Source organism: Mucilaginibacter terrigena (assembly GCF_004168255.1).
Classification (GTDB): domain Bacteria; phylum Bacteroidota; class Bacteroidia; order Sphingobacteriales; family Sphingobacteriaceae; genus Mucilaginibacter; species Mucilaginibacter terrigena.
Genome location: NZ_SEWG01000004.1, coordinates 422,262 through 445,811, shown reverse-complemented (window position 1 = coordinate 445,811; position 23,550 = coordinate 422,262). Strand labels below are relative to the sequence as shown.

Annotated in this window: 21 protein-coding genes and 1 tRNA gene; 11 read left to right on the top strand and 11 right to left on the bottom strand. The window is 45.3% G+C overall.

Features of this window, described 5'->3' with window-relative positions; translation table 11 throughout:
* The first annotated feature begins 5 nt into the window (after positions 1-5).
* Positions 6-713: a c-type cytochrome gene (locus EWM62_RS12170; RefSeq protein ID WP_129876932.1), complete on the top strand. Its 708-nt coding sequence runs from the start codon at positions 6-8 to the stop codon at positions 711-713.
* A gap of 88 nt (positions 714-801) precedes the next feature.
* Here EWM62_RS12170 and EWM62_RS12165 read toward each other — a convergent pair whose 3' ends face one another.
* The gene (locus EWM62_RS12165) at positions 802-1,269 is read right to left on the bottom strand and encodes a hypothetical protein (RefSeq protein WP_129876931.1); all 468 of its coding nucleotides are present in this window, start codon (positions 1,267-1,269) and stop codon (positions 802-804) included.
* 76 nt (positions 1,270-1,345) lie between these two features.
* Here EWM62_RS12165 and EWM62_RS12160 point away from each other — a divergent pair, with 76 nt between their 5' ends.
* Positions 1,346-2,104, top strand: coding sequence for a DUF72 domain-containing protein (locus EWM62_RS12160; protein WP_129876930.1), 759 nt, complete (start codon positions 1,346-1,348; stop codon positions 2,102-2,104).
* Positions 2,105-2,308: 204 nt separating this feature from the next.
* Here EWM62_RS12160 and EWM62_RS12155 read toward each other — a convergent pair whose 3' ends face one another.
* A complete protein-coding gene (locus EWM62_RS12155; RefSeq protein ID WP_129876929.1) occupies positions 2,309-3,049 on the bottom strand; it encodes an SDR family oxidoreductase in 741 nt (246 codons plus the stop codon).
* 68 nt (positions 3,050-3,117) lie between these two features.
* Positions 3,118-3,708 (bottom strand): TetR/AcrR family transcriptional regulator, encoded by a 591-nt coding sequence (locus EWM62_RS12150; RefSeq protein ID WP_129876928.1) that lies wholly within the window; start codon positions 3,706-3,708, stop codon positions 3,118-3,120.
* Between the two features lie 140 nt (positions 3,709-3,848).
* On the opposite strand from EWM62_RS12150, the gene EWM62_RS12145 reads away from it, so the two are divergent.
* Both EWM62_RS12145 and EWM62_RS12140 read left to right on the top strand, forming a co-directional pair.
* Positions 3,849-4,538 carry a hypothetical protein gene (locus EWM62_RS12145; RefSeq protein ID WP_129876927.1) on the top strand — a complete coding sequence of 230 codons (690 nt, stop codon included), beginning with the start codon at positions 3,849-3,851 and terminating at the stop codon, positions 4,536-4,538.
* Positions 4,539-4,682: 144 nt separating this feature from the next.
* The gene (locus tag EWM62_RS12140; RefSeq protein WP_203235036.1) at positions 4,683-4,886 is read left to right on the top strand and encodes a DNA-directed RNA polymerase subunit alpha C-terminal domain-containing protein; all 204 of its coding nucleotides are present in this window, start codon (positions 4,683-4,685) and stop codon (positions 4,884-4,886) included.
* Positions 4,887-5,044: 158 nt separating this feature from the next.
* Here the strand turns inward: EWM62_RS12140 and EWM62_RS12135 are convergent, their stop codons facing one another.
* The 4 genes from EWM62_RS12135 to EWM62_RS12120 form a co-directional block, all read right to left on the bottom strand.
* A complete protein-coding gene (locus tag EWM62_RS12135; RefSeq protein WP_129876925.1) occupies positions 5,045-6,505 on the bottom strand; it encodes a glycoside hydrolase family 30 protein in 1,461 nt (486 codons plus the stop codon).
* Positions 6,506-6,569: 64 nt separating this feature from the next.
* Positions 6,570-7,430: a ThuA domain-containing protein gene (locus EWM62_RS12130; RefSeq protein ID WP_129876924.1), complete on the bottom strand. Its 861-nt coding sequence runs from the start codon at positions 7,428-7,430 to the stop codon at positions 6,570-6,572.
* A 260-nt stretch (positions 7,431-7,690) separates the two neighbouring features.
* A complete protein-coding gene (locus tag EWM62_RS12125; protein ID WP_129876923.1) occupies positions 7,691-8,074 on the bottom strand; it encodes a DUF3037 domain-containing protein in 384 nt (127 codons plus the stop codon).
* Positions 8,052-8,846, bottom strand: coding sequence for a HipA family kinase (locus EWM62_RS12120; RefSeq protein ID WP_129876922.1), 795 nt, complete (start codon positions 8,844-8,846; stop codon positions 8,052-8,054). Before EWM62_RS12120 ends, EWM62_RS12125 begins: the two co-directional genes overlap by 23 nt.
* Before the next feature lie 287 nt (positions 8,847-9,133).
* Here EWM62_RS12120 and EWM62_RS12115 point away from each other — a divergent pair, with 287 nt between their 5' ends.
* Positions 9,134-11,563, top strand: coding sequence for an AsmA family protein (locus EWM62_RS12115; RefSeq protein ID WP_129876921.1), 2,430 nt, complete (start codon positions 9,134-9,136; stop codon positions 11,561-11,563).
* Between the two features lie 51 nt (positions 11,564-11,614).
* Here the strand turns inward: EWM62_RS12115 and EWM62_RS12110 are convergent, their stop codons facing one another.
* The 3 genes from EWM62_RS12110 to EWM62_RS12100 all read right to left on the bottom strand — a co-directional run bounded on the left by EWM62_RS12110 (position 11,615) and on the right by EWM62_RS12100 (position 13,956).
* Positions 11,615-12,148 (bottom strand): hypothetical protein, encoded by a 534-nt coding sequence (locus EWM62_RS12110; protein WP_129876920.1) that lies wholly within the window; start codon positions 12,146-12,148, stop codon positions 11,615-11,617.
* 12 nt (positions 12,149-12,160) lie between these two features.
* Entirely contained in the window at positions 12,161-13,324 is a 1,164-nt protein-coding gene (yidD, locus tag EWM62_RS12105; protein ID WP_129876919.1) for a membrane protein insertion efficiency factor YidD, read from the bottom strand.
* A gap of 182 nt (positions 13,325-13,506) precedes the next feature.
* Entirely contained in the window at positions 13,507-13,956 is a 450-nt protein-coding gene (locus EWM62_RS12100) for a hypothetical protein (RefSeq protein ID WP_129876918.1), read from the bottom strand.
* Between the two features lie 108 nt (positions 13,957-14,064).
* Between EWM62_RS12100 and EWM62_RS12095 the strand changes: the two genes are divergently transcribed.
* The 4 genes from EWM62_RS12095 (at position 14,065) to EWM62_RS12080 (ending at position 18,790) form a co-directional block, all read left to right on the top strand.
* Positions 14,065-15,057 (top strand): hypothetical protein, encoded by a 993-nt coding sequence (locus tag EWM62_RS12095; RefSeq protein ID WP_129876917.1) that lies wholly within the window; start codon positions 14,065-14,067, stop codon positions 15,055-15,057.
* Positions 15,058-15,265: 208 nt separating this feature from the next.
* Positions 15,266-17,017 (top strand): family 43 glycosylhydrolase, encoded by a 1,752-nt coding sequence (locus EWM62_RS12090; protein ID WP_129876916.1) that lies wholly within the window; start codon positions 15,266-15,268, stop codon positions 17,015-17,017.
* Positions 17,018-17,283: 266 nt separating this feature from the next.
* Positions 17,284-17,787: a hypothetical protein gene (locus EWM62_RS12085; RefSeq protein ID WP_129876915.1), complete on the top strand. Its 504-nt coding sequence runs from the start codon at positions 17,284-17,286 to the stop codon at positions 17,785-17,787.
* A 46-nt stretch (positions 17,788-17,833) separates the two neighbouring features.
* Positions 17,834-18,790 (top strand): acetyl-CoA carboxylase carboxyltransferase subunit alpha, encoded by a 957-nt coding sequence (locus EWM62_RS12080; protein WP_129876914.1) that lies wholly within the window; start codon positions 17,834-17,836, stop codon positions 18,788-18,790.
* 211 nt (positions 18,791-19,001) lie between these two features.
* On the opposite strand, the gene EWM62_RS12075 is transcribed toward EWM62_RS12080, so the two are convergent.
* Positions 19,002-22,139 carry a glycosyltransferase family 117 protein gene (locus EWM62_RS12075; RefSeq protein WP_129876913.1) on the bottom strand — a complete coding sequence of 1,046 codons (3,138 nt, stop codon included), beginning with the start codon at positions 22,137-22,139 and terminating at the stop codon, positions 19,002-19,004.
* Positions 22,140-22,350: 211 nt separating this feature from the next.
* On the opposite strand from EWM62_RS12075, the gene EWM62_RS12070 reads away from it, so the two are divergent.
* Both EWM62_RS12070 and EWM62_RS12065 read left to right on the top strand, forming a co-directional pair.
* Positions 22,351-22,421, top strand: a tRNA-Gln gene (locus EWM62_RS12070).
* Between the two features lie 149 nt (positions 22,422-22,570).
* Positions 22,571-23,515, top strand: coding sequence for a ribose-phosphate pyrophosphokinase (locus tag EWM62_RS12065; protein ID WP_129876912.1), 945 nt, complete (start codon positions 22,571-22,573; stop codon positions 23,513-23,515).
* Positions 23,516-23,550: the final 35 nt, after the last annotated feature.

Genomic DNA, 23,550 nt, shown 5'->3' with positions numbered 1-23,550 from the left:
GGGTTATGAAAAGACGTTTTTTATTTATTCCGGTTATTGCCTTTGTCGTTTTGCTGCTCTCGTTTACGGCCATCGTACAGCAAAATACCGCGCCGGATGTTAAGATCACAACCCCAAAGATAAACACCTTTAGCTGGGGCAGCCCCGTGAGTTACAGTATCAGCGTTACCGACAAAGAGGACGGCGACTCTAAATTTGACGAGATCAGCGCCCTTGAGGTACTGCTGGAGGTAAAGTTTGTGCCTGGTAAATTGCCTGCAAACAACCAGGCCACAATGCCCGATGAGCCCGGCCTTGCCATGATGCGTGCATCCAACTGCTTCAACTGTCACAACTTCAACAGTAAATTAATAGGGCCGTCGTTCAACGATATCGTCGCCCGGTACCCGCTTTCGGCAGCTAATTTAGCGCTGCTTACCAAGCGGATAAAAGAGGGTTCGGCAGGGATATGGGGCAAAGCTGCCATGCCAACGCATCCCGAATTTACGGCTGCCGAAACTGAAACTGCTGTTAAATGGATGTATAAACAGGCTGCCAATCCAAACGTTACGTATTACACCGGGCTGGATGGCATGTTCCGGGCCAAAGAAGCCCCTGCAGATAAAAAGGGTACCTACGTTATTACCGCCAGCTATACCGATCACGGGTTAAAGGCCACGCCCGGCAAACAACGCATCACCGGGCGGGATGTGATGATATTGCAAAGCAGGTGATACAATGGTATCCCAGCTGCGTAAATTACTAAAGCAGCAGGGATATCCATCGGCACAGATAAAAATGCAGGGGTTTTGGTCCTGATTTTTATTTCTGTTTAACGTACGTTTCGATGATCTCGTGGTTGATATTCAGGCTGTCTATCTTTTCGATGCCTTTTTGTATCAGCGTATCGCCTTTAAACTTAACGGTAAAATCAAAATCGCGGCCTTCCCATTCGCGGGCGTTCAGGTAAGCTAAGTGCTCGGTGTATTTATCGCCTTTAAAATCGTAAGTGCCGCCGCCTGCAGTGTAGGTGGCATCTTTGCCCTTGCCTTTGCTCAGGTCATGCCGCATAAAGGCAAAGTGGGTTGCGTTTAAAACTTTCAGCATTTCCTGGTTGGGCACAGGGTAATCTTTAACGGTATCACCTTTGGTAACCGTAACGGCCGAAACCAGTTTCCAGGTGCCCACCATTGGCGACATCGGGTGGTCTTCTACCACAACACCGGTTGGTTTTGGGTTGCAGGATGCAAGTGCGATAGCCACAAGGGGCAGCAAACGTAATAGTTTCATATGAGATTGAGGTTTTGTTGATTTTACCGCTAATATAAGCGCAACAATAGTAAATGCAAGTGTGTTAAGCTATTGTATGCAAAACGAGAAGCGAAATTTCTATTCGGGTACCAGCGGACTGGTACTGCCCGTGCCCAATAAATCATTATACCCACCCGGGTTCCAGGATAAATCGCGGCTCTGTTATTATGGGTCGCTGTTCAACAGTATCGAAGTAAACAGCTCGTTTTACAGGCTCCCGCAGGCATCTACTGTAAAAAAATGGACAAATGAGGTGCCCGGTGATTTCAGGTTTACTTATAAGCTTTGGCGCGATATTACCCATAATAAGCAGTTATTGTTTAAACCCGAAGATGTAGACCGCTTTATGCAGGTGATTGATGCGGCAGGGGGGCATAAAGGAAGTTTGCTCATCCAGTTCCCGGGGAGTAACGATGTATCCAACATCAGGCAGTTGGAGAAGCTGCTGGTTAACCTACAGGATACCGGGCTTGCCGGTGGCTGGGACGTAGCGGTTGAATTTAGAAACCGCAGCTGGTACAACGATGAAGTTTATGAGCTGCTGGACAATTACACCTGCGCCATAATAATACAGGATATGCCCAAATCGCTTACGCCAATGGTTGATATGGCAACGGAGTTTGCTTATCTGCGCTTCCACGGCCCAAACGGCGGCTACCGGGGAAGCTATACCGAGGCTTTTTTATACGAGTACGCCCAGTATATCAACGAGTGGCTAAACGACGGCAAACGCGTTTACGCGTACTTTAACAACACCATGGGCGATGCAGTAAATAATTTAATTACGCTGAACAGGTTTGTGGCGGAGGGGTAATGATAGCCATGAAAAAAATGTCATTTCGATGCGCAGTGGGGAGGTATCGCATTGGGGCGAAGAGAAATCTTGTTCAACATGCAAGGCTACATACAAGTTCGTCACTTGTTAAATGAACAGGATTTCTCACTATCGTTCGAAATGACAGGTTTTTCAATAGGAGCCACACGGAAACGTGTGGTTCCTACATCTTAAACCAATCACTTACCAAGGCAACTCTTCGCCTAAGTGGATGAACCTGCCATTGGGGCCATCTTCACCGATTAACGAAAGTTCGACACTGGTTTTGGCGCCGTCAACAATTTCCATCGGGGCAACTTCTGTGCCGCCAAGTTCTGTTTTAACCCAACCGGGATGGGCGGAGTTTACTTTGATACCGGTGCCTTCCAGCTCTATGGCCAGGTGATTGGTAAACATGTTTAAAGCGGCTTTCGAGGCATTGTACGATAGTACCTTAATATCTTTGATCGGGCTATCAGCCTGCGCATGCAAAGTAAGCGAGCCTAATATGCTGGATAAATTTACAATGCGGCCTGCACCGCTTTTCTTAAGCAAAGGCAATAAGGCATTGGTTACATAAACCACGCTGAAGAAGTTGGTCTGGAAAATGTATTCAAACTCTTCCTCATCGGTTTCGGCGGTTATTTTTTCGAACAACGACCTTTTAGGGGCAACACCGGCATTGTTTACCAGTATATCCAGCCTGCCGAATTTATCGTCGATGTACTTGGCCAATGCCTTGCGATCGTCGGCGCTGGTTACTTCCAGTTTGGCGCCATGGGCATCAATACCCAGTTGTTTCAGCTTACCTGCCGACTCGTTAGCTACATCTAAACTGCGGGCGGTTAATATTACGGTTACACCCTGCTCGCCTAATTGTTTGGCAGTTTCGTACCCTATTCCACGGTTTGCTCCTGTTATAAGAGCGATCTTTTGATCTTTCATTTTATTTGTGTTGTTTGTTTTTGTTTAAATTAATAGACCGTTCGGTCTTTTTTATGTCATAATAAAAGTTATTCTATCACCTGTGCTTCAATTTCAGTTTTAAGCATTTTTATAATGGTGCGCATGTGGGTATCATTTCCCATTACCCGTGCTATCATAATAGCGCCTTCCATCATCGTAAAAAGTTTTATGGCAAATTCTTTGGCATCCCAGGCAGCATCAAATTCGCCGGTACCAATACCCTCTATCACGATACCGGCAATCCGGTTTACAGACCATTCCATCCCCTGCTTTACTTTCTTGTTGATAATGGCGTTGGTATCATCGGCCTCCATGCCAAAGTTGATCATCGGGCACCCGCCCTGTAAAGGCGGATTTTTAGGACTGCTCAAAAAATCGAGGTAGGCAAATAATTTTCCCTTAGCCGTTTTCTCCCGGTTTAGCAGGGTTGTAATTTTTTCGCTTAAGGTGCCCAAACAATAATCAACCACGGCGTGCGATAACTCCTCTTTACTTTCAAAATGGCCATACAAACCACCCTTGGCCATTTTAGTGGCTTCCATAATATCGCTCATGGCGGTACCTGCAACACCTTTGGTGTTAAACAGTGGTGCCGATTGTTCGATAATGAATTGACGGGTTCTTTCTGCTTTTGTCATAGCCTAAATAGTTTGACGGGTCAAATATAGACCGTTCGGTCTTATCCCGCAATAGTATGTATTATAAATGTTACTGTAATGACAAATACATGGTTAAACCATAGGTACTTGGGCATAGTCATATATGCAAATTAAGAAACATGAAAAAGATATTATTGATGATAACATTCCTGGCCGGTACCGTTGTATTTGCCCAGGCACAAACCAAAAGGGCGCATAAAACGCCGGAACAACGTGCGCAGTTTGCAACACAGGCGTTAACCAAAAAGTTAAGCCTGTCGGCAGATCAGTCTGCCAGGGTAAATGCCATTATGGTTAAACGTTCTGCGCAGATGGATAGCTTAAGGGCCAACAAATCTGCCGATCGTAAAGCAAACATGCAGGCGCGCAAAGCTATTGCCGTAAAAACCAAAGCCGATGTAAAAGCTGTTTTAACTGCCGATCAGTTAAAAAGCTACGCAAGTTTAAGGTCAAACTTTAAAGGCAGGATGCACGGTAAACGCGGCGGCCGCCACATAGCTCCCGAAGCTAAGGCACAGCGTATAAGCAAGGTATTGCAAAAGAAACTTACCCTTTCTGAAGACCAATACGCAAAGGTAAACGCTATATTATTGAAACGCGCTACCCAAATGGATAGCCTGAAAATAAACCGGTCGACAACCGACCGTAAAGCTAACATGGAAACCCGCAAGGCCATATTAAGTCAGACGGACGGTCAACTGAAAGCAGTTTTAAATGCCGACCAGCTAAAAAGCTATACCGACATGAAAAATAAGTTTAAAGAAAGAATGAAAAACAAGAGAGGCCCTAAAGCCCCAACTGCCGGATAATTTTTGTGAGTGAGTGATGATAAGCGGGCGGCCCAGGTGGTTGCCCGCTTTTTTTGTGACGTGTCGCAAATGGCCTGCAAATAGTCGTTTATGCACCTAACGGGGATTAACGTAAGGCTGTACATTTGTTTAAACAATAAGGCGATGAAAGAAACCAAATCAACCCATGTGTTTGATAAGCTGTCAAAACCTGCCCGGCGCGCTTTGGCTAACGCGGGCATCAATAACCTGCAGGAGCTAAGCAAACTTACCGAGAAGGAGTTTATGAAACTGCACGGCATCGGCAAAAGTACACTGGCAACGTTACGCATTGCGATGGAAGAGAAAGGGATCTTATTTGCGGGATAATATTTATGTCAGATAGATGTGGGTGGGTGTCACCCTGAGCGTGTCGAAGGGTGTGCGGCGGGGCATAGCCCGCTAATGGTTCGACAGGCTCACCATGACATCGTACCCAATAAAAAAAGCAGCCGTCACACAGGTGACGGCTGCTTTTTTTAAAAGGATTATTGCACTACCAAAGTAGCTATCGAATGTGGCTCGCTTACGGTTTTGGCAGCTTTGCCTTTTATCCATAGGCTGTATTCTATTTTCTCATCGGTGCGGTTCATTACCACCACGGCTATCGATCCGTTTGGATTTTGATAGGCGGTGGTTAGCAGTTTGTCGCGGCTTGCGGCGGCAGCAATCCGTTTAGCGCCCGGCTGTATGTATTTAGAGAAATGGCCAATATAATAGTACGAATTGGTGTACAGCAATTGCCCGCTGCGGGTATCGGCGTGTACCGGCGCAAAGCAAAAGTTGCCCACGTGGTTTGGCCCGCCTTTTTCGTCAAGCAGGATGTTCCAGTCGGTCCAGCCCACGGTGCCGGCATTAAAATCGTTTATCATGGATAGGCCGTAACGCTCGCCCAGGTTCCAGTCGTCTAAACGGGTAAAATCAAATTTTTCAACGCAGCCTTCGGTAAATATCAGGTTCTTATCCGGGAAGGCGGCATGGGTAAGGCGGGTGTTTTCAAAGTTCTGGCCTGCGCCTGTCCAGGTCTCGTACCAGTGAAAGCCGATACCCCAAACATATTTGGCCGCTGCCGGGTCTTCCAAAATGGTGCTTGCACGTTGGTAAAGCAGATCGCGGTTATGGTCCCAAACGATCAGTTTCTTAGCTTTCATGCCTTGTTTCCAAAGTGTTGGGCCTAAATAATTTTTTACAAAGTCGCGTTCCTCTTCGGCGGTGTACTTGCACGATTCCCAGGTTTGCGTAGCCATAGGCTCGTTTTGTACCGACAGGCCCCAGATTGGGATGCCCTGCGCTTCGTATGCCTTAATAAACTTTACATAAAAGTTCGCCCAGCTTTGTGCGAATTCCGGTTTCAGTTTCCCACCGTGCAGTACATCGTTGTTATCTTTCATAAAGGCAGGCGGGCTCCATGGCGATACATACATGGTAAGTTTGCCACCTGCCGCGGCGGTTGCCGCCTTTATAAACGGGATGCGGTATTTTTTATCGTGGCTGATATCAAAGGTGGACAGCGCTTTATCGCTTTTACTTACATAGCTGTAGCTGCCGCTGCTAAAATCGCAGCTTTGTATATTGGTACGGGCAAGGGTAAAGCCAATGCCTGTGGTTTTGTTGTAATAAGCTTCTAAAAGCTCGCTTTGCTTATCTTTAGGTAGTTTGTAAAATGTTTCGGCAACGGCATCGGTTAATGCACCGCCAATGCCCAGCATGGTCTGGAATTTCTTTTCGGGGTCAACAAAAACAAGTGTTTCGGTTTCGGGCGGCTGCGGGTTCGACGAAAACTTTAACTCGCCTGCCGGGGCAAGCCTTTTGTTCGAGCCTTTTTCGGTAACGTACATTTTTACCGTTTTATTGGCTGCCGAGTAGGGCAACTTTTTTGCCGCAGGTGCCTGGCTGAATACGCTTGCTGAAAAACATACAAGGCCGGCAAGTAAAAATCCTTTCTTCATGGGGTGAGACTGAAGTTTTATAGGGTTAAAAATTGGTTAATTATCAGTTAGTTTAATTGCTGTGTTATTTAGTGCCTGCCTTTTTACCGTTACCAAGCCAAAGCAAAGCGTCGATGATCAGCTTGTCCTGCACCGGGTTGTTGAGTGTTTGCGAGAGGTCCTTGTTGGTGTGGTTCTCGTAATCGATATCGTTATGGCCAACGTTAAAGTAGATCATCTTATAGTTTTTATTGGTCCACACGATGGGGTAGTAGCCGCTGTGCCAGATCTCGTGCGGCTTTGGGCCGGTACCTAAAGGGAAACTCATGGGGTCTACTGAGGCCAGTATTTTGATATCCGGGTTTTTGGTCAGATCTTTTTCCCAACGGTACCACTCGCTTGGGGATGACTTGAAGTCGGCAGGCATGTTTTTGGTAGCGGGGTGGATACGGTCTTCCACTTTTAAAACAGCGAATACCGGCCGCCAGGTATTGCTTTTATACTGGCCTGCCCCTAAAAATTCGTTATGGTACCAATCCCAGTTTTGAGGGAAATCTGACGGGGTAAGCGCGAACGCCGCGAAGTGGAAACCCATCCAGCCGCCGCCATTTTTCATATAGGCTTCAAAGGCTGCGCGCTGCGCCGGATTATCGGGGCGGGTATCTAAAAATATCACTACCTTATAATTTGCCAGGAATTTGGCGTTCAGGTTGCTCCAGTTGCTGGTAGAATCGTAGCCGAAATTGTATTTTTTGGCCATCTGCGGAAACCATTTATTGGCCTCGTGCACAAAGCTGATGTGCGCCTGGTCGTTTTTGGCGGTGTAAAAAGCAATTACTTTAAACTTAGGGCCGGCAGCATTTTTTTGCTGGGCAAATGCGCCGGTAAACAGGCACAGGCACATAACGCATAGCGCAAGCGCCTTTGTTTTAAAAGTAATGGTCATGATGTTGCTTAATATTGGTTTCGGACAGCTAATTTAACATATATAGTGTATAATTTACATACCCTATATTTTATTCTGCGAAAACGATTGAGTGCATTAAAAGAATTAACCACAAAGGTCACAGAGAAAGAATCACAAAGGACGCGAAGGTATTATCAATAAAAATTTTAGACATTTAACCTTTGTGCACTTTGTGTTTGACGCTTTGCAAATCTCAGTGCTCTTTGTGGTTAAATGTGTGGCTTTGTAATTAAAACAATTTATTTTACCAATTGATCGTACAAACGTGCAAGCGAATCTTCCCCATTCAAACAAAAGCCTGGGTGTACTTTGGATGTTTGTACCACAGTGCTACGCGTAGCCGTCAACCAGCGGAAGCGTGATGCGGCGTCCAGTTCGCCAATAGGGCCGGCATCTTTACCGCCGGTAGCTATTCGTTGAAAAGATAACAGGTTTTCTTCTAATGCGTCAATGTCCAGGTCTTTTGAAAAGGCCAGTAGCCGGTCACTATCAACGCTGTACTTCATTTTTAAAAACCTTTGTTTTTTGCACAGCAGGATAACCCCCACGTTCAGGAACTCCTCGCGTTCTACCCTGGGCACCACGCGGATAACGGCATACTCAAATAAGTGCCTGTCTTGCATCTTGTGCCTCCTTTACAAAAATATTTGAGTTTGCTAAACGGGTGTTCAGGAATTTTGCATAGATCTGCCGCTGCTCGGCTTCTGTCTCAAAAGAGCGGTCGGTGAGCCATGCATCCGGTATCAGGTCAACCACCGATTGAATAAACTCGGGGGTTAATAACGCCTTAAATTCGGTATCGACCACATCCAGTTCGGTTGCTTTGTGAAGCAGTACGTGGTCTTTTATTTGTACGAAGGGGCGTTTGGCCTGCTCTTCCCATTTTTCCATACTGTGATGAAAATACAGCGCGGCCCCGTGATCGATCAGCCAAAGCTCGCGGTTAAACATCAACATATTGGTGTTGCGTGCGGTGCGGTCAACATTCATCAGCAGGGCGTCCATCCATACTATTTTCGACGCCATTTCAGTAGTTATAAAAGTAACGGTAGGGTCAAAGGTGATGCTGCCCGAAAGGTAGTGCAGCGCCAGGTTAAGGCCCACGCTAAACTTCAGCAAGTCCTGGATCTCCTCATCCGGCTCGGTGCGGCCAAAGGCTTCGTCCAGGTTGGCAAATACCAGCTCGGGCACTTTAAAGCCCAGTTTACGGGCTATCTCGCCACCTATCAGGTCGGCGATAAGGGCTTTTGGCCCCTGCCCGGCACCACGAAATTTAAGCACGTATAGAAAACCGTCGTCGGCCTCGGCAATGGCAGGCAGCGAACCGCCCTCGCGCAATGGGGTAACATAGCGGGTAACGTTAACAGTGCGTAATTGGGGTGCGGTATTAGCCATGGTTTGTGGGGCTAATATAGGGATTTATCTTTTTGGGGATTAGCTAAAGATGAAAGGCTCGTCCTAAGCATTCTGTAAATTCTCTAATTCTATAAATTCGGGTTCAGACAAACCGTAAACGGATGTGGGCGATTAGATGCACGACGTTGGCAAACTGATCAGCATAACAAGAAAGAGAATCCTGTCAATCGCATTAATTTAATCCCGGTTTATTCCCACCCGCTCTTAACCATTCCATTACAAATCAAACAAAAAGCTATATTTAACTATTAACCTGTAAATGCGTTATGCCTAAGTGGTTAAAACTATCCCTGAAAATACTTGCAGGCTTTGTGCTGCTGGTGGTGCTGATACTTGTCGGCGCTACTTTGTACATTACCTATAACAAAGCCAAGGTGCTAAAAATGGTGAACGAACAGCTTGATAAAAGCGTTGACGGTACCCTGATCATCGGTGATATGAAGCCCAATTTTTTCAGGGGCTTCCCGGATATTTCCCTTACACTTAAAAATGTGATCATCCGCGATAAAAAATTCGCGCAGCATAAACATACCCTGCTGGATGCTAAGGATTTCAATGTTTCGGTAAACACGGCCGCCCTGCTTAGGGGCACCATAGATATTAACCATATTGATATTACCAACGCGGCTATCGACCTTTTTACCGATAGTACCGGCTACAGCAACACTGCCGTATTTAAAAAGGACAACAAAAAGGTAAAGGATAACCCGTCGGAAAGCAGTTCATCAACCCAGTTGAAGAAGTTTAGCCTGAGCAATGTAACCTTTACCGTTGACGACCGCAGTAAGCATAAGCTGTTCAATTTCGCGGTGAACGATATCAGCGGCAAAATGCAATACCCCGATAGCGGATGGCGGGCAAATTTCCATTTAGATGTGCTGGCCAAAAGCATGGCCTTTAACAGCCTGCGGGGCAGCTTTATAAAAAACCAGCAGTTAAAAGGCGATTTTAATGCCGGTTACAACGAAAAGACAGGCAAAATAAATGTATCGGTACTGCCACTCAATATCGGCGATTCTCCGTTTAAAATAAACGCCGTTTTTGCCACAGCGGATAAACCATCGCCAAACTTTACGATAAATATCGTTGCCGACCAGATACTATGGCGACGGGCATCAGCATTACTGGCGCCAAATATTACCCAGGTGCTTAACCGCTTTAACATCAGCAAGCCAATGGATGTTACCTGCCGGCTCGACGGCAGTTTTGGCGGCACCGATGGCGGCCCTAAGCTTTATGTAACCGCTAAGGTGAAGGATAGCAAAATAACAATCCCCGGCGGCGAACTGGACGATTGCAGCTTCGACGGGATATTTACCAATAACTACGTAAAGGATAAAGGTTTTGGCGATGATAACTCAGCCATTAAGCTTATTGGGCTTAAGGGAAGCTATAACCATTTACCTTTTACCATTGATACCGGCAGCATTATTAACCTTATAAAACCAATTGCCACAGGCAATTTCAAATCGAATTTCCCGGCGGCTGATTTGAACTGGTTTTTGGAGGATAATGTAGCCAAATTTAGTAACGGCACAGCGGATATGAACCTGCGGTATACGGCCGATATTATAGACTACAAGATAAACAAGCCCATCATCCGAGGATCCATCAACCTGCGTAATACCGATATTTATTACCTGCCGCGAAACCTTAAATTAAAGAACAATTCTATCTCGCTCAATTTTGTTGGCGACGACCTGGTGCTGAATAACATCCGCCTGCAAAGCGGCCGCAGCATTGTAACCATGGAGGGGCGGGTGAATAACTTTTTAAACCTGTACTACAACGCCCCCGAAAAGATATTGCTTACCTGGCAAATCCGCAGCCCGCAATTGTATCTGGGCGAGTTTATAGGCTTCCTGGGGCAGCGTAAGGGTGCGCCGGTCACAAAAAGCAGGGCCAACAGCGGCAATATAGTCGACCAATTAAGCAACGTGCTGGAACGCGGCAAGGCCGAGATGCACATGAATGTGGCCAAAGTTTACTACAAAAAGTTCCTGGCTACTGATGCCACTGCCGACCTGATCACCACCGAAGACGGTATCATCATCAAAAATATAGGCGTGAAGCATGCGGGTGGCTCGTTACGCATAAACGGTAAGGTGATGCAAGGCAAATCGCTTAACAACTTTGCCGTAAATACCACAGTTAGCCATGTGAACATGCGCGAGTTTTTTTACGCGTTTAACAATTTCGGATTACAGGATTTTACCGCCGAGAACCTGAAAGGGTTTTTATCGGCCAAAACAAATATTACCGGCGGCGTAACCGATGCGGGTAACCTGGTGCCGCATTCTATTAAAGGCACGCTCGATCTTAACCTGCAGGATGCCGCTTTAATAAACTTTAAACCGCTGATGGGTGTGGGTAAATTCGCGTTTCCGTTTCGCGATCTGAAGAATATTACCATACCCAAACTGGATGCGCACTTTGTGGTAAACGGCGATATGATAACCATTAAACCTATGCAGGTAAGCAGCAGCGTACTTAATGTAGATGTGGCCGGTGTTTACGGGCTAACCAAAGGCACCGATATCGCGCTTGATATCCCCTTACGCAACCCAGGGAAGGATAGCCTGATAACCGATAAGGCCGAACTGGCTAAAAAACGTTTTAAGGGAATTGTGCTGCACATCCGCGCCCACGAAGAGAACGGCAAAATGAAGATAGGCTGGAACAAGAACCATAAATAAACAAGAAAGGCCTGCAAATTTGCAGGCCTTTCTTGTTTTAATGTGTTCAAATTACTCGGAAACTTTTACAGTTGTATTTGTTGCTACCGATGCCATAACCTGGTAGCCGGGATCGATGGTGGCTTCCTTACCTTTTAAGAACAGGAACAATACACAAACCAACACGCCTAATACAATAGATAGCGTTTGTTTATTGTCACCTTCTTTATACAGGTTGCTGTTTGCTAAATAAACTTCCTGCCCGTCTACCGCGGTAACCGATTTTATCTGCACCTCGATATAACCTTCTTTACCTATAGCTTTGGCATGCTGTGTACGCACTATCTGGCCTTTAGCGATAGAACCGGCAGCAATAACCACTTTATTGGCAACTTTAATATCGCCTTTGATCTTAAACTCCACAATTTGGCCAACTGTAGCTTCCTTTGAGTTAATGGCGTTGATGGTTTCCATAGCTACAGATGTACCCGATGGCAGGATAACGTCAAGCGGTTTGCGGATGGTGAACGATGTGCATAAAACGCTCACGGTTAATAAATAAGCGATATGCTTTACATACCTGGACTGATAAATTTTGATAAACATGTTTAATTTGAATTAGGGGGTTATATTATAGTATAAATTATTGATTACATTTTTACGCTGCTGATCGTTGTGGCGCTTTGCACTCTGCCCCGATCCATAAATGTTGGCTATATAAAAGCTAAGGCTAAACAAGCCCGTTAACGATGCCAGGCCGTAGTTTTTCTTTTGGATGCTGCTGTAAGTTGCGTAAGCAAACACACCATTTAAAATAAAGGAAGATATAGCGGTTTGCGGGTGCCCGGTATAAGCATACCCTAAACCCGGGATAATGGATAATAAACTGGCTTTTGCCGGGCTTTTATATTTCAGCAGTTGGGCCTTTTCTATTAACCGCAGGTTAGATTCGGTGACATCGGCGCGGTAGGGCAAAGCTTTTAATTGCATGAACGATGCCTTCGCGGCCGGCCAATCGTATTTATTGGCGTAAAGCAAACCTTGTAAAGCATAAAATCGCCCTTTTTGATAATCGTTTTGCGGGGCTGCCAAACCTGTAGAAATAACCTGGTTTGCCTTGTCAATGTTATCCAGCTTGTAATAAATGGTAGCTAACTGGTACAAAATCTCCGGGTGGTTCTTATACAAGGCGGGGCATTGGGTTTCGTAAGCATATATTGCTTTTTCATATTCGTTCAATGTCTTCAGGCAAATCAGTTCGTTTACAAAAACCTCGTTATTAAAAGGCTGGTTAAATTCAACCCGTTTAATTTCCAGCAGGGCCTGCTGGTAGTAATTATTATTAATAAGGGATTTTATAAACAACAGCGACGCGTTAACATCCCTTACAGTATCTGCATAGGCAAAATATGGCTGCTGGTTTATAAAGCGCAGGTTTTTAGGAGACGGGTTATCACCCGGTACATCAAGATATTTAAAGCCGGTTGGGCGGCTGGTAAGATCATAGTCGCCAAGGTCGTGCCCGCAGCGCATAAGGCGGTCGGATGTCAGGACAAATGCTTCGGCAAAATTCTTTTCTTTGAATGCAGTAAGTGCAAAATTAGAGCAGCTGGGGTACATCGGGCATTCCTGGCCGCGTATACCACTGATAAACTTCTGGTAAAAACCAATATAGTCGGCAGAAGAAGATTCGTTTGATGTTTGTTTTGCTTGCGCAGATGCACCTAAACAAATAAAGCAAAGTAATAGCGTTTCAGTAACTGAAACCAGGCGTCGGTACATTAAATTGATAAAGTTTAGTCAATAAGTTTAAACAGTTAGGGGCTGTTTAAGCAGCTAAACTACTAAGAAATTTTTTTTCAAAACAGGATTTTTTTTTAAATAACGCCGCATGTACCGCAATCAATTGATTATAACCTGATTAAAATTTAAAGCCATTATCCGGCCTTGAAAGCAAAAAGGTACTACAAGATCTTTTTACAGGTTGCCACTAAAATGCCTTTGTCGTAAATAAGCAGGTTGCCTTGTTTATCTATTTTATAACCCTCGTCGGGCCTTTCAACGCTTACGTATCCGTCGCCTTCTTTGCGTATCTCGGATGCCGATGGCGAGATGGGCGGGGTATCGTTTAATATCAGTTCTTTACCGGTAAAAGTGATGGCCTGTATATAAACCTTATGCCCGCTGCTCACTACCTCGTAGGCTATTTCCTCGCCTTTGTCAGATTTTATGGCCTCATCGTGCCAGGCGCCAACCAGTTTGCCCGAGTCCACTTTTAAGGGCGCTGTTGTAACTGTAGCCGCACTGTCTGTTTTGGCAGCATCTGTTTTAGCAGACCTGTCGCACGCCGTAATACTAATTACAAGGAATGCCAGTACTGCTGTTTGTGTAAAAATATTTTTAAAACTGTTCATAGAGGTATTTAAAAGGCCGAAGATAACAATTACAATGTTACCCGGTTTCTGCACAATGTAAAGATTAAGGGGTTGTGTAACCTGTATTACATTTTTATATTAGTAGCGATGAAAACCCTAAACCCGTTAAAACTAATTTACTGCCTGCTAATACCTGTTTTGTTGCAAAGCTGCAGCAGCGAAATTGGTGCCTGGAAAAACGACAAGATCAAGCAAAGCAATCGCGATGAGCTGCACGATCTTAACAACCAGGTATTTAAATTTATTAAGGCAGACGACAGCAAAAGCCTGAGTGCCTACCTGTCGAAAGAGTTGCTGGAGAATAATTATACTGGGGCTACTTTTGACATGATAAGGGGCGAAATGAGGAGGGATAGCTTTATAAATTTCAGTGAATATTACACTGTAAATAAATACATCCTTGCCGATACCATTGACAACCTAAATTTGGGTATCAATAATCACAAGCTTATTTTCCCCGGCACAGCCGAGGAGATGTACATTTCGTTGTTTTTGCCCAAAACAAAAAATGCACCTAACAAAACAATGATCACAGCGATATATGCTCATTTTAACTATGGCTGGAAACTGAGCAAACTGGAAGCAGGCCCTTACACTATTAACGGCAAAACCGCGCCCGAACTGTATGAGCAGGCTAAAGCTGAATACAAGCAAGGCTACCTTTTTGCCGCGGCAAACACGATGTCGCTGGCCGCAGGTTGCTCCAGACCTAATAGTATCTGGATCTATTCAAAAGAAGAGGAACTATATGGTTTCCTTAAAAGAGCAGCCAACGAGGCTAATGTAAAGTATCATTATCCGGTTATACTGGATAAGGTAAGCACAAAGCCCCGCATTATCCGTATCTACAACACTTCATCTGCCGGGGGCACCTACCCCAATATCGTTTACATGACCAAGATTAGCATTAAAAATACCGCGGCAATTAAAACAGAGAACGATGAGGTCCGTAAGGTTATAGGCGAAGCCCTGCCGGGGATAGATAAAAACAAAAAGTATATCATTTACGCGGCCTACAACGAAATGCCAAGCAGCGAACGCCTGGTACCGCATTTTGAATACAAGGATGTGTTGCAGTAGGCAATGGTATGATATCCGCTGATCTTGAACAAACGGTATAATATTAAAACGCCGGGCATTTAGTCCGACATTTTTTGTTTATTTTTTTAACTACAGAGGTTACAAAAAATTAACTTATAAGCCTTCTCTGTGCTCTTCGTGTTTTATGTGACTAAAAAAATATCACCATAAAAACAGATATTTGAAATAACCAATCGAACTACCTATTATGAAGTTCCGCACGCTATTAGCAACACTGGTATTTTTCTGCGCCATAAATGCATCGGCACAAACCAAACGCCTTACCTATTGCAATCCGCTTAACCTTGATTATGGCTACACGCCTTTTGATAATTTTGCCGCATGGGGCAAGCACCGCGCCACTGCCGACCCAACCGTAACCCTTTTTAAAGGCAATTACTACCTGTTTAGCACCAACCAGTTTGGCTACTGGTGGAGCCCCGATATGCTGAACTGGAAGTTTGTATCGCGCAAGTTTGTACGCCCATATAACGAGGTAAAGGGAGATGAACTTTGCGCGCCCGGCACGTTGGTTTTGGGCGATACCCTGCTGGTTATCGGATCTACCTATAATAAAGATTTTACGCTGTGGATGAGCACCGACCCAACCCACGATACCTGGAAAGCCGCCAAAGATTACTTTAAAGTTGGGGCATGGGACCCGGGCCTGTTTGCCGATGACGATGGCCGGGTATATATCTATCATGGCAGCAGCAATACCTTCCCCATGTACGGGCAGGAGATAGACCGCAAAACCTTTGAACCCATCGGCCCTAAAAAGGAAATGATCAAGCTCGACTGGAAGCAGCACGGCTGGGAACGTTTTGGCGAAAATAACGACAACGTATTCCTGACCGGCTTTATGGAAGGCGGCTGGATGAACAAGCACAACGGTAAATACTACCTGCAATATGCCGCGCCGGGCACCGAAGGCCGGGGCTATGGCGATGGCGTTTATGTGGGCGATAAACCGCTTGGTCCGTTCACCTACCAAAAACACAACCCTTTTAGCTACAAACCGGGTGGCTTTGCCAAAGGCGCGGGCCACGGCGCTACCTGGGCCGATAAATATGGTAATTACTGGCACATCAGCACCATGGTGATAAATGTGAAGAACAACTTTGAACGCCGCAACGGTTTCTGGCCGGCGGGCTTTGATAAGGATGGGGTGCTTTACACCAACACTGCTTATGGCGATTATCCGCATTATTTAGCCGTGGGCAAGGAAGATCACTTGAAAAGCAATTTTACCGGCTGGATGTTGCTGAACTACAATAAGCCGGTGCAGGTATCGTCTACCATGGGGGCATATGTGCCAAATTTGGCGGTTGATGAGGATATCAAAACCTACTGGAGCGCCAAAACCGCTAACAAGGGCGAATGGCTGCAAACCGACCTGGGCGATGTAAGTACCGTAAAAGCCATCCAGGTAAACTATGCCGACCAGGATGCCACCTTCATGGGTAAATCGCTGGGGGTGTTCCACCAGTATATCATCAGCTCATCCATCGACGGTAAAACATGGAAAACACTGATAGATAAAAGCCGGAACAAAACCGACGTACCGCATGATTATATCGAGCTGAAAAACCCGGCTAAGGCACGATATCTGAAAATTACCAACCTGCATATGCCAACGGGTAAGTTTGCCTTATCGGGTTTCCGGGTGTTTGGCAAGGGGGCGGGGGTTGTGCCCGATACCGTTAAAAACTTTATCGTACTGCGTGGCAAGGCCGAAAGCCGTAACTCGTGGCTGCGCTGGCAGCAAACCGATGGGGCGGTTGGCTACACCATTTACATGGGTACCGAGCCGGATAAACTGTACAACAACATTATGGTGTATAATGTGAACGAGTATTATTTTAACGGCATGGAGAAAGATATGCCTTATTATTTCCAGATAGAAGCCTTTAACGAAAACGGCATAAGTAAGCGGACTAAGGTAATGAGGGTGGAGTAGGATTTTATATCATTGTCATGCTGAACGCTTGCACCATGCCTTATCACGAGATACGCTGCGCTAATCTCGCGGCAGCAATAGTAAAAACTCATTAACTCATGGTGGCGCTGTTTTGCCAGTACTTAAAAATGTAACAATTTGATAATGAGGTGTTCACGTTTGTTCACGCTGGTCGTGTGTCGTGAACGTGAACACTTCGTACCTTTGGAGCAGGATAGAACGCCCCTTTGGCTTAAAATTTGCGCGTTTACAAAAAACAAATTTGCATGCTTAAATTCTTATCTGCCGTTACCATCATCATTTTCACAGGCATTAATGCCAATGCCCAAACACCCGACAGCACGCTAACTCCATCTACCGTAAAAACCTTAACAGATGTGCAGTACAACGCCCTGCTTAGGGGCAACGACCTTTACAACATGGCCCTGGTTGCAGAAATTAACAAGTACCCATCGGCCGATAAGGCGTTAAAGTTTAAAAAGGAAATTGACCTCAGCCCATCGCAGGTTACGGCTTTAACAAAAATTAATACCGAACTTATCCGCAAGAAAAAGGAAATGGGCGATTTTATCATCACTAACGAAACCAAGCTGGATGCCCTTTTCCGCACAAAAAAGATCAACGAAAGCACACTGATATATTACACCAACCGTTTTGGATTATACCAGGGCGAGCTGCGAAATGCGATTTTAAACGCAGCTGTAAATACAAACAACCTGCTATCGCCGCAGCAGGTAAATAAATTGCAGGCAATGAAAAATCATAATTAAACAATATGCCGATGGATTTATTTAATTTAGCGGCCAATAAAATTGTATGAAGATTACATTTGATTTTGAAAAACCACTGGCCGAGTTACAGGGGCAGATAGAAAAGGTGAAGCAGGTTGAAGAGAAGAACAAACTCGACATGTCTGCCACCGTTGCCGAACTGGAAGCCAAGATGGAAACCACCAAGAAAGAGATCTACGCCAACCTTACCGGCTGGCAAAAAGTGCAGATCTCCCGCCATCCCGAACGCCCTTATACCCTGCAATATCTTGAGCTGATGTGCGATGATTTTATCGAAATGCATGGCGACCGTACCGTAGGTGATGATAAAGCGATAATAGGCGGTTTTGGGACGCTTAACGGGCAAACCGTAATGTTTATTGGCCACCAAAAAGGCCGTAACACCAAAGAGCGCCAGTACCGTAATTTTGGTATGGCCAACCCCGAAGGTTACCGCAAAGCGTTAAGGCTGATGAAAATGGCCGAGAAATTTGGCAAACCGGTAGTTACGCTGATAGATACCCCCGGCGCATTCCCCGGCCTTGAGGCCGAAGAACGCGGACAGGGCGAGGCAATTGCCCGTAACCTGCTGGAAATGTCGGTATTAAAGGTGCCGGTAATTTGCGTAGTTATTGGCGAAGGCGCATCTGGTGGGGCATTGGGTATTGGTATTGGCGATAAAGTGCTGATGCTGGATAACTCCTGGTACTCGGTTATATCGCCCGAAAACTGTTCAACCATCCTGTTTAAAACATGGGAACAAAAAGAACGCGCTGCCGAAATGCTGAAATTGACATCGACAGAAATGTTGAAGAATAAACTGATTGACGGCGTAATAAAAGAACCGCTGGGCGGCGCTCACCAGGATCCTGTAGCCATGGCTGCCATATTAAAGAAACAGCTGCTTAAAGACCTTAAAACCTTAAGCGAACGTAATATTGACGAACTGGTTGCCGAAAGGATAGAAAAGTTCTGTAATATGGGCGTTGTGGAAGAGAACTAAACTTTTTGAGTAACTAAAAGATAAACAAAAGCGGCTGAATAGCCGCTTTTGTTGTTTACAACCACCAGGTAAGCCATGTATCAGTCTAAGGCTTGAAAAAACGGGCAAATGGTTCGACAGGCTCACCATGACAGGCTTATTAGCAATGATTTGCTGTGAATCAGGCATAAAAAAAGCGGCTCATCGCCGCTTTCTCTTTCGCACATATGTTCTATTGCTGTGTTTGCATGCCGCCAAACTTTGTGCCGTAGTCTTTAAGCTGAGCGTTTATTTTGGCGCTTAATGTGTCTTGTTTATGCTCTTTGGTTATGGTGGCTATGCCGTTTAATAACGACAACGACAACTGTACATCGCGTGTGTTAAGGCCGGCATCGCCTTTTTGATAAAGCACATAATTGAATTTTAGCTGATCGATAATATAATCATCTATCTGGTTTGTAAGTTTTGTGGCCAGGGATGTTTCGCCCATGCGGAACAAACTTTCAACCATGTAATATTTCCGTACGGCCAGTTCTGATGATATGATCTGCGATGGCATCACCGCTTCATATTTTTGCAGCGTTTTTTTGGCCAGGTCCTGGTGCCCCTCTTTCAAAAGGTTATCGGCAAGGGTGGCATACAAGCGCGTAATTAACGGGTAAAACAAGTTCAACGATTCGTGATCGAGGTATTTGGCAGTTTTAAAGTTGCCGTATTTATACTTGTTTACCATGTTATTGTACATGATAAGCGTATTGCTGTTTTCGGTAGGTGCTACGGTAGTATCCGGTTTGTATGGCATCAGGCGCATGGTAAGGCCTTCGCTGTACAGGTATTTATCAAGGCCAAGCATGTTATCGCTTGGTACTGTGGTAGCAAAATATATCGGGCGTTTCCAGTTATTATGCGCCAGTATATCCATCATGGCCAGGAAATCCTTTGTTACATATTTGCCATTAAAGGTCCAGTCCATTTCAGGTACAATGCGCTCTTTCTGATCGGCAGGTACCGCGCCCGATCTGATAACCTCATCGGCATTTATCGTCATTTTAAAGTTTTTGGTAGGCAGGTAATTAGCGCTTTCGCCGTTTTGGTACTGCACCATGTTTTCTTTATTGTCTGATGTGATAAAATCAAACACCTCTTTCAGCTCGATAGGGCCTGCCACCTTTGCATCGTTATAATATATAACATCGCGTACACCTGCTTTAAATTTATCGTTAGGCATACTTACAGGCAATGGTGCCGAATCGTTCATTTTTTGCTTCATCTGGCGGATGTACCAATCGGTACCCAGCAAGCTAAGGTTTACAATGCGCACATCCGGGCGTACACCTTCAACCTCCTGTATATACCAAAGCGGGTAAGTATCGTTATCGGCATAAGTGAACAGGATGGCGTTTGGCGCGCACGAGTTTAAATAATCGTAAGCAATATCGTGCGGGGTAAGCTTGGTAGAGCGGTCGTGGTCGTCCCATTCCTGGCTGGCCATTAAGGCAGGCGCTGCAAGCAAACAAACTACCGTAGCTATAATAGCGCTGGTTTTTGCATTTATCTTCTTACTTAAAAACTCGGCTATAAGCAGTACGCCCAGGCCTATCCAAATGGCAAAGGCGTAAAACGATCCCGCATAGGCATAGTCACGTTCGCGTGGCTGCAATGGGTCCTGGTTTAGGTAAAGCACAATAGCCAAACCGGTAAAAAAGAACAATACGGTTACAACGCCTGCATCGCGCTGGTTGCGCCTAAAGTGGTAAATAATACCCAGTAGCCCAATTATTAACGGCAGGAAAAACAACCTGTTATACGATTTGCTTTGCGTAACGGTGCTGGGCAGCTCTTTACCAAAGTTAAAGCCACTTAGCCAGCTGCCATCAATGCCTTGTGCGGTTTGCCCGTCCATTTCGTTGGCGCGGCCGGCAAAGTTCCATAAAAAGTAACGGGTATACATTTGTGTTACCTGCCAGCTGCCAAAAAAGCCAAGGTTTGTAGCCATGGTAGGGTGCTCTTCAGGCCCAAGGTTGCTCCACATCCTGTAAAACTCGGCATGGCCTGCTTTTTGGCTAAACATACGCGGGAACAGGGTGTTGCGGTCGTAAATGGTTTTTAATTTTTTACCTGCAACTTCATATTTTGTTTCGCCACGGCGATAAATATTAGCCCCTTCTGTTTGGTCGGTAACCTGCGAGTCGAAGTACTCGCCATATAATAAAGGTGTATCGCCGTACTGGTCGCGGTTAAGGTAGCTGTTTACCGCAAACGGGTCCTGCGGGTCGCTGTTATTTAAATTGGTACCGGCTTTGGCCCGTATCACTATCATCACAAACGAGCTGTAGCCAAATAATATAAACGATGCGCAGATCAATACCCGGTTAAGGGCAACACGCTTTTCGCGTACTTTTAAAACATACTCAGATATTGCCAATATTGCAGCTGCAGCAATAAAGCCAATAATACCGGCGCTAATGGTAAGCAGTAAAACAAAACATGCTATGGCTATCCCCAAAAACACAGTTGATGGTTTTATAGTATAATATATACCCGATGCCAGGGCGCCAATTACCAGGATAAAAAACACAATAGCGCCATCGCCGAAACCCATGCCCAGGGTATTTACAAAAAACAGATCAGAAAAGGCAGCGCCTTTAACCGTAAACTGTATAACCCCCCATAATATCAAAGCAACGGTAATAATACCAAGCATAAAGTTCCAGATGGTACCGCTTGCCGTAACTGTTTTTGCCCTGCGGAAATATATAACCAAAGCAATTGCCGGTATTACCAACAAGTTTAACAGGTGGATACCGATAGATAAGCCCATTACATAGGCAATAAAGATGATCCATTTATCGGCCCGGGCCTCATCGGCGTGGGCTTCCCATTTTAATATGGCCCAAAAAACAATAGCCGTACAAAGGGATGATTGCGCGTAAACTTCACTTTCAACTGCCGAGAACCAGAAAGTATCAGACCAGGTGTAGGCCAATGCACCAACTAAACCTGCACCTATAATCTGGATGATGTTGGTTTGTGTTATTTCCTCGCCGGCCTTAACAACCAGCTTTTTGGCCAGTGCGGTTATGGTCCAGAACAGGAAGATAATGGTAGCGCCGCTGGCCAGGGCCGATGCCATATTGGTAAAGTAGGCTACCTTCATGTTATCGCCTAACGATAGCAGGGAAAACACCTTGCCTATCATGGTAAATAGCGGCGCGCCCGGTTGGTGGGCAACCTGCAGGCGGTATATACAGGCTATAAATTCGCCGCAATCCCAAAAACTGGTTGATGGTTCGAGCGTTAAAATGTAGGTGATTGATGCAATAATGCCGGCTAACCAGCCAAAAATATTGTTTATCTTATTGTAGTTCATGCTGTATTTACAAGCTAAATCAGGTTTAAGCAGACGAAATTAGCAAAAACATTATGATGTTTATGTTAAAACAGTAAACGTTAACACTTTTTAACGCATGTTTTATCTCCCCAAACAATTTGAAATAGTTTTTTAAATTTTGCTTTTGAGTTCTCAAAAATCGTCCTATATTTGCATTCCTTTTTGGGATGGCTTACAAACCAAAGGAGATTGCCTGATAGTATAATGGTAGTACGACGGTTTTTGGTACCGTTTGTCTAGGTTCGAATCCTGGTCGGGCAACATAAAATTTCGGATTTCGAATTTTCAATTTCGGATTTACTTCTGATAGAAAAATTGAGATCCGATTGTTTTTTACACGGGGTTGGTACAGAACTAACGACTCAGGATATTAAATCCGAAATCGTAAATCGTAAATCCGAAATAAGAAGATGCCTTTACAGTTTAATACAGTTAAGCTATTTGCAGGGTCAGGTTCGCAGGAGTTGTCAGAGCATATTGCTAAGTCATACGGCCAGGAGCTTGGTGATGTGGTATTGTCGCGTTTCAGCGATGGCGAATTCCAACCGCATTTTAACGAGTCTATCCGCGGTTGCGATGTGTTTTTGATCCAAAGCACGCATCAGCCTACCGATAACCTGATGGAACTGCTAATGATGATAGATGCCGCCCGCCGTGCATCTGCCCATTATATTATAGCAGTTATCCCTTACTTCGGTTTAGCCCGTCAGGACAGGAAGGATAAACCCCGTGTTGCAATAGGTTCAAAACTGGTGGCCAACCTGCTGGTAGCCGCAGGCATCAACCGTATCATGACGATGGACCTGCACGCTGCACAGATCCAGGCATTTTTTGATGTGCCGGTAGATCACCTGGATGCATCCATCATATTTGTACCTTATATAAAAAGCCTGGGTTTGGGTAACCTTACCATTGCATCGCCTGATATGGGTGGTTCGTACAGGGCACGCAGCTTTGCGAAGTTCTTTAATGCCGAGGTGGTAATTTGCGATAAACGCCGCAAGCGCGCAAACGAGATTGAAAGCATGACCATTATTGGTGATGTTACCGACCAGGACATTGTACTGATAGATGATATTTGCGATACAGCAGGTACGCTTGCAAAAGCAGCCGGCTTAATTATGGAGCGTGGCGCACGCAGCGTACGCGCGGTTTGTACACACCCTGTATTATCAGGCAAAGCTTACGAAACTATCGAAAACTCGGCCTTGGCAGAACTGATAGTAACGGATACCATACCGCTTAAACATTCGAGCCCTAAAATAAAGGTGCTTACCACTGCCGACCTGTTTGCAAAAGCGATAAGCAATGTAAACGAACATGGCTCGATAAGCCAGCTGTTTAAGGTAGATTGATACAGAGCTTATGGTTCATAGTTGATGGTTCATAG

What these genes read in the sequence shown, in the direction of transcription:
- EWM62_RS12090 (WP_129876916.1), top strand. Translation starts at nt 15,266, where the DNA reads ATGAAGTTCCGCACGCTATTAGCAACACTGGTATTTTTCTGCGCCATA.
- EWM62_RS12080 (WP_129876914.1), top strand. Translation starts at nt 17,834, where the DNA reads ATGAAGATTACATTTGATTTTGAAAAACCACTGGCCGAGTTACAGGGG.
- EWM62_RS12120 (WP_129876922.1), bottom strand. Translation starts at nt 8,846, where the DNA reads ATGGCTAATACCGCACCCCAATTACGCACTGTTAACGTTACCCGCTAT.
- EWM62_RS12095 (WP_129876917.1), top strand. Translation starts at nt 14,065, where the DNA reads ATGAAAACCCTAAACCCGTTAAAACTAATTTACTGCCTGCTAATACCT.
- EWM62_RS12145 (WP_129876927.1), top strand. Translation starts at nt 3,849, where the DNA reads ATGAAAAAGATATTATTGATGATAACATTCCTGGCCGGTACCGTTGTA.
- EWM62_RS12170 (WP_129876932.1), top strand. Translation starts at nt 6, where the DNA reads ATGAAAAGACGTTTTTTATTTATTCCGGTTATTGCCTTTGTCGTTTTG.
- EWM62_RS12065 (WP_129876912.1), top strand. Translation starts at nt 22,571, where the DNA reads ATGCCTTTACAGTTTAATACAGTTAAGCTATTTGCAGGGTCAGGTTCG.
- EWM62_RS12100 (WP_129876918.1), bottom strand. Translation starts at nt 13,956, where the DNA reads ATGAACAGTTTTAAAAATATTTTTACACAAACAGCAGTACTGGCATTC.
- EWM62_RS12160 (WP_129876930.1), top strand. Translation starts at nt 1,346, where the DNA reads ATGCAAAACGAGAAGCGAAATTTCTATTCGGGTACCAGCGGACTGGTA.
- EWM62_RS12150 (WP_129876928.1), bottom strand. Translation starts at nt 3,708, where the DNA reads ATGACAAAAGCAGAAAGAACCCGTCAATTCATTATCGAACAATCGGCA.
- EWM62_RS12135 (WP_129876925.1), bottom strand. Translation starts at nt 6,505, where the DNA reads ATGAAGAAAGGATTTTTACTTGCCGGCCTTGTATGTTTTTCAGCAAGC.
- yidD (WP_129876919.1), bottom strand. Translation starts at nt 13,324, where the DNA reads ATGTACCGACGCCTGGTTTCAGTTACTGAAACGCTATTACTTTGCTTT.
- EWM62_RS12165 (WP_129876931.1), bottom strand. Translation starts at nt 1,269, where the DNA reads ATGAAACTATTACGTTTGCTGCCCCTTGTGGCTATCGCACTTGCATCC.
- EWM62_RS12125 (WP_129876923.1), bottom strand. Translation starts at nt 8,074, where the DNA reads ATGCAAGACAGGCACTTATTTGAGTATGCCGTTATCCGCGTGGTGCCC.
- EWM62_RS12110 (WP_129876920.1), bottom strand. Translation starts at nt 12,148, where the DNA reads ATGTTTATCAAAATTTATCAGTCCAGGTATGTAAAGCATATCGCTTAT.
- EWM62_RS12115 (WP_129876921.1), top strand. Translation starts at nt 9,134, where the DNA reads ATGCCTAAGTGGTTAAAACTATCCCTGAAAATACTTGCAGGCTTTGTG.
- EWM62_RS12075 (WP_129876913.1), bottom strand. Translation starts at nt 22,139, where the DNA reads ATGAACTACAATAAGATAAACAATATTTTTGGCTGGTTAGCCGGCATT.
- EWM62_RS12085 (WP_129876915.1), top strand. Translation starts at nt 17,284, where the DNA reads ATGCTTAAATTCTTATCTGCCGTTACCATCATCATTTTCACAGGCATT.
- EWM62_RS12155 (WP_129876929.1), bottom strand. Translation starts at nt 3,049, where the DNA reads ATGAAAGATCAAAAGATCGCTCTTATAACAGGAGCAAACCGTGGAATA.
- EWM62_RS12140 (WP_203235036.1), top strand. Translation starts at nt 4,683, where the DNA reads ATGAAAGAAACCAAATCAACCCATGTGTTTGATAAGCTGTCAAAACCT.
- EWM62_RS12130 (WP_129876924.1), bottom strand. Translation starts at nt 7,430, where the DNA reads ATGACCATTACTTTTAAAACAAAGGCGCTTGCGCTATGCGTTATGTGC.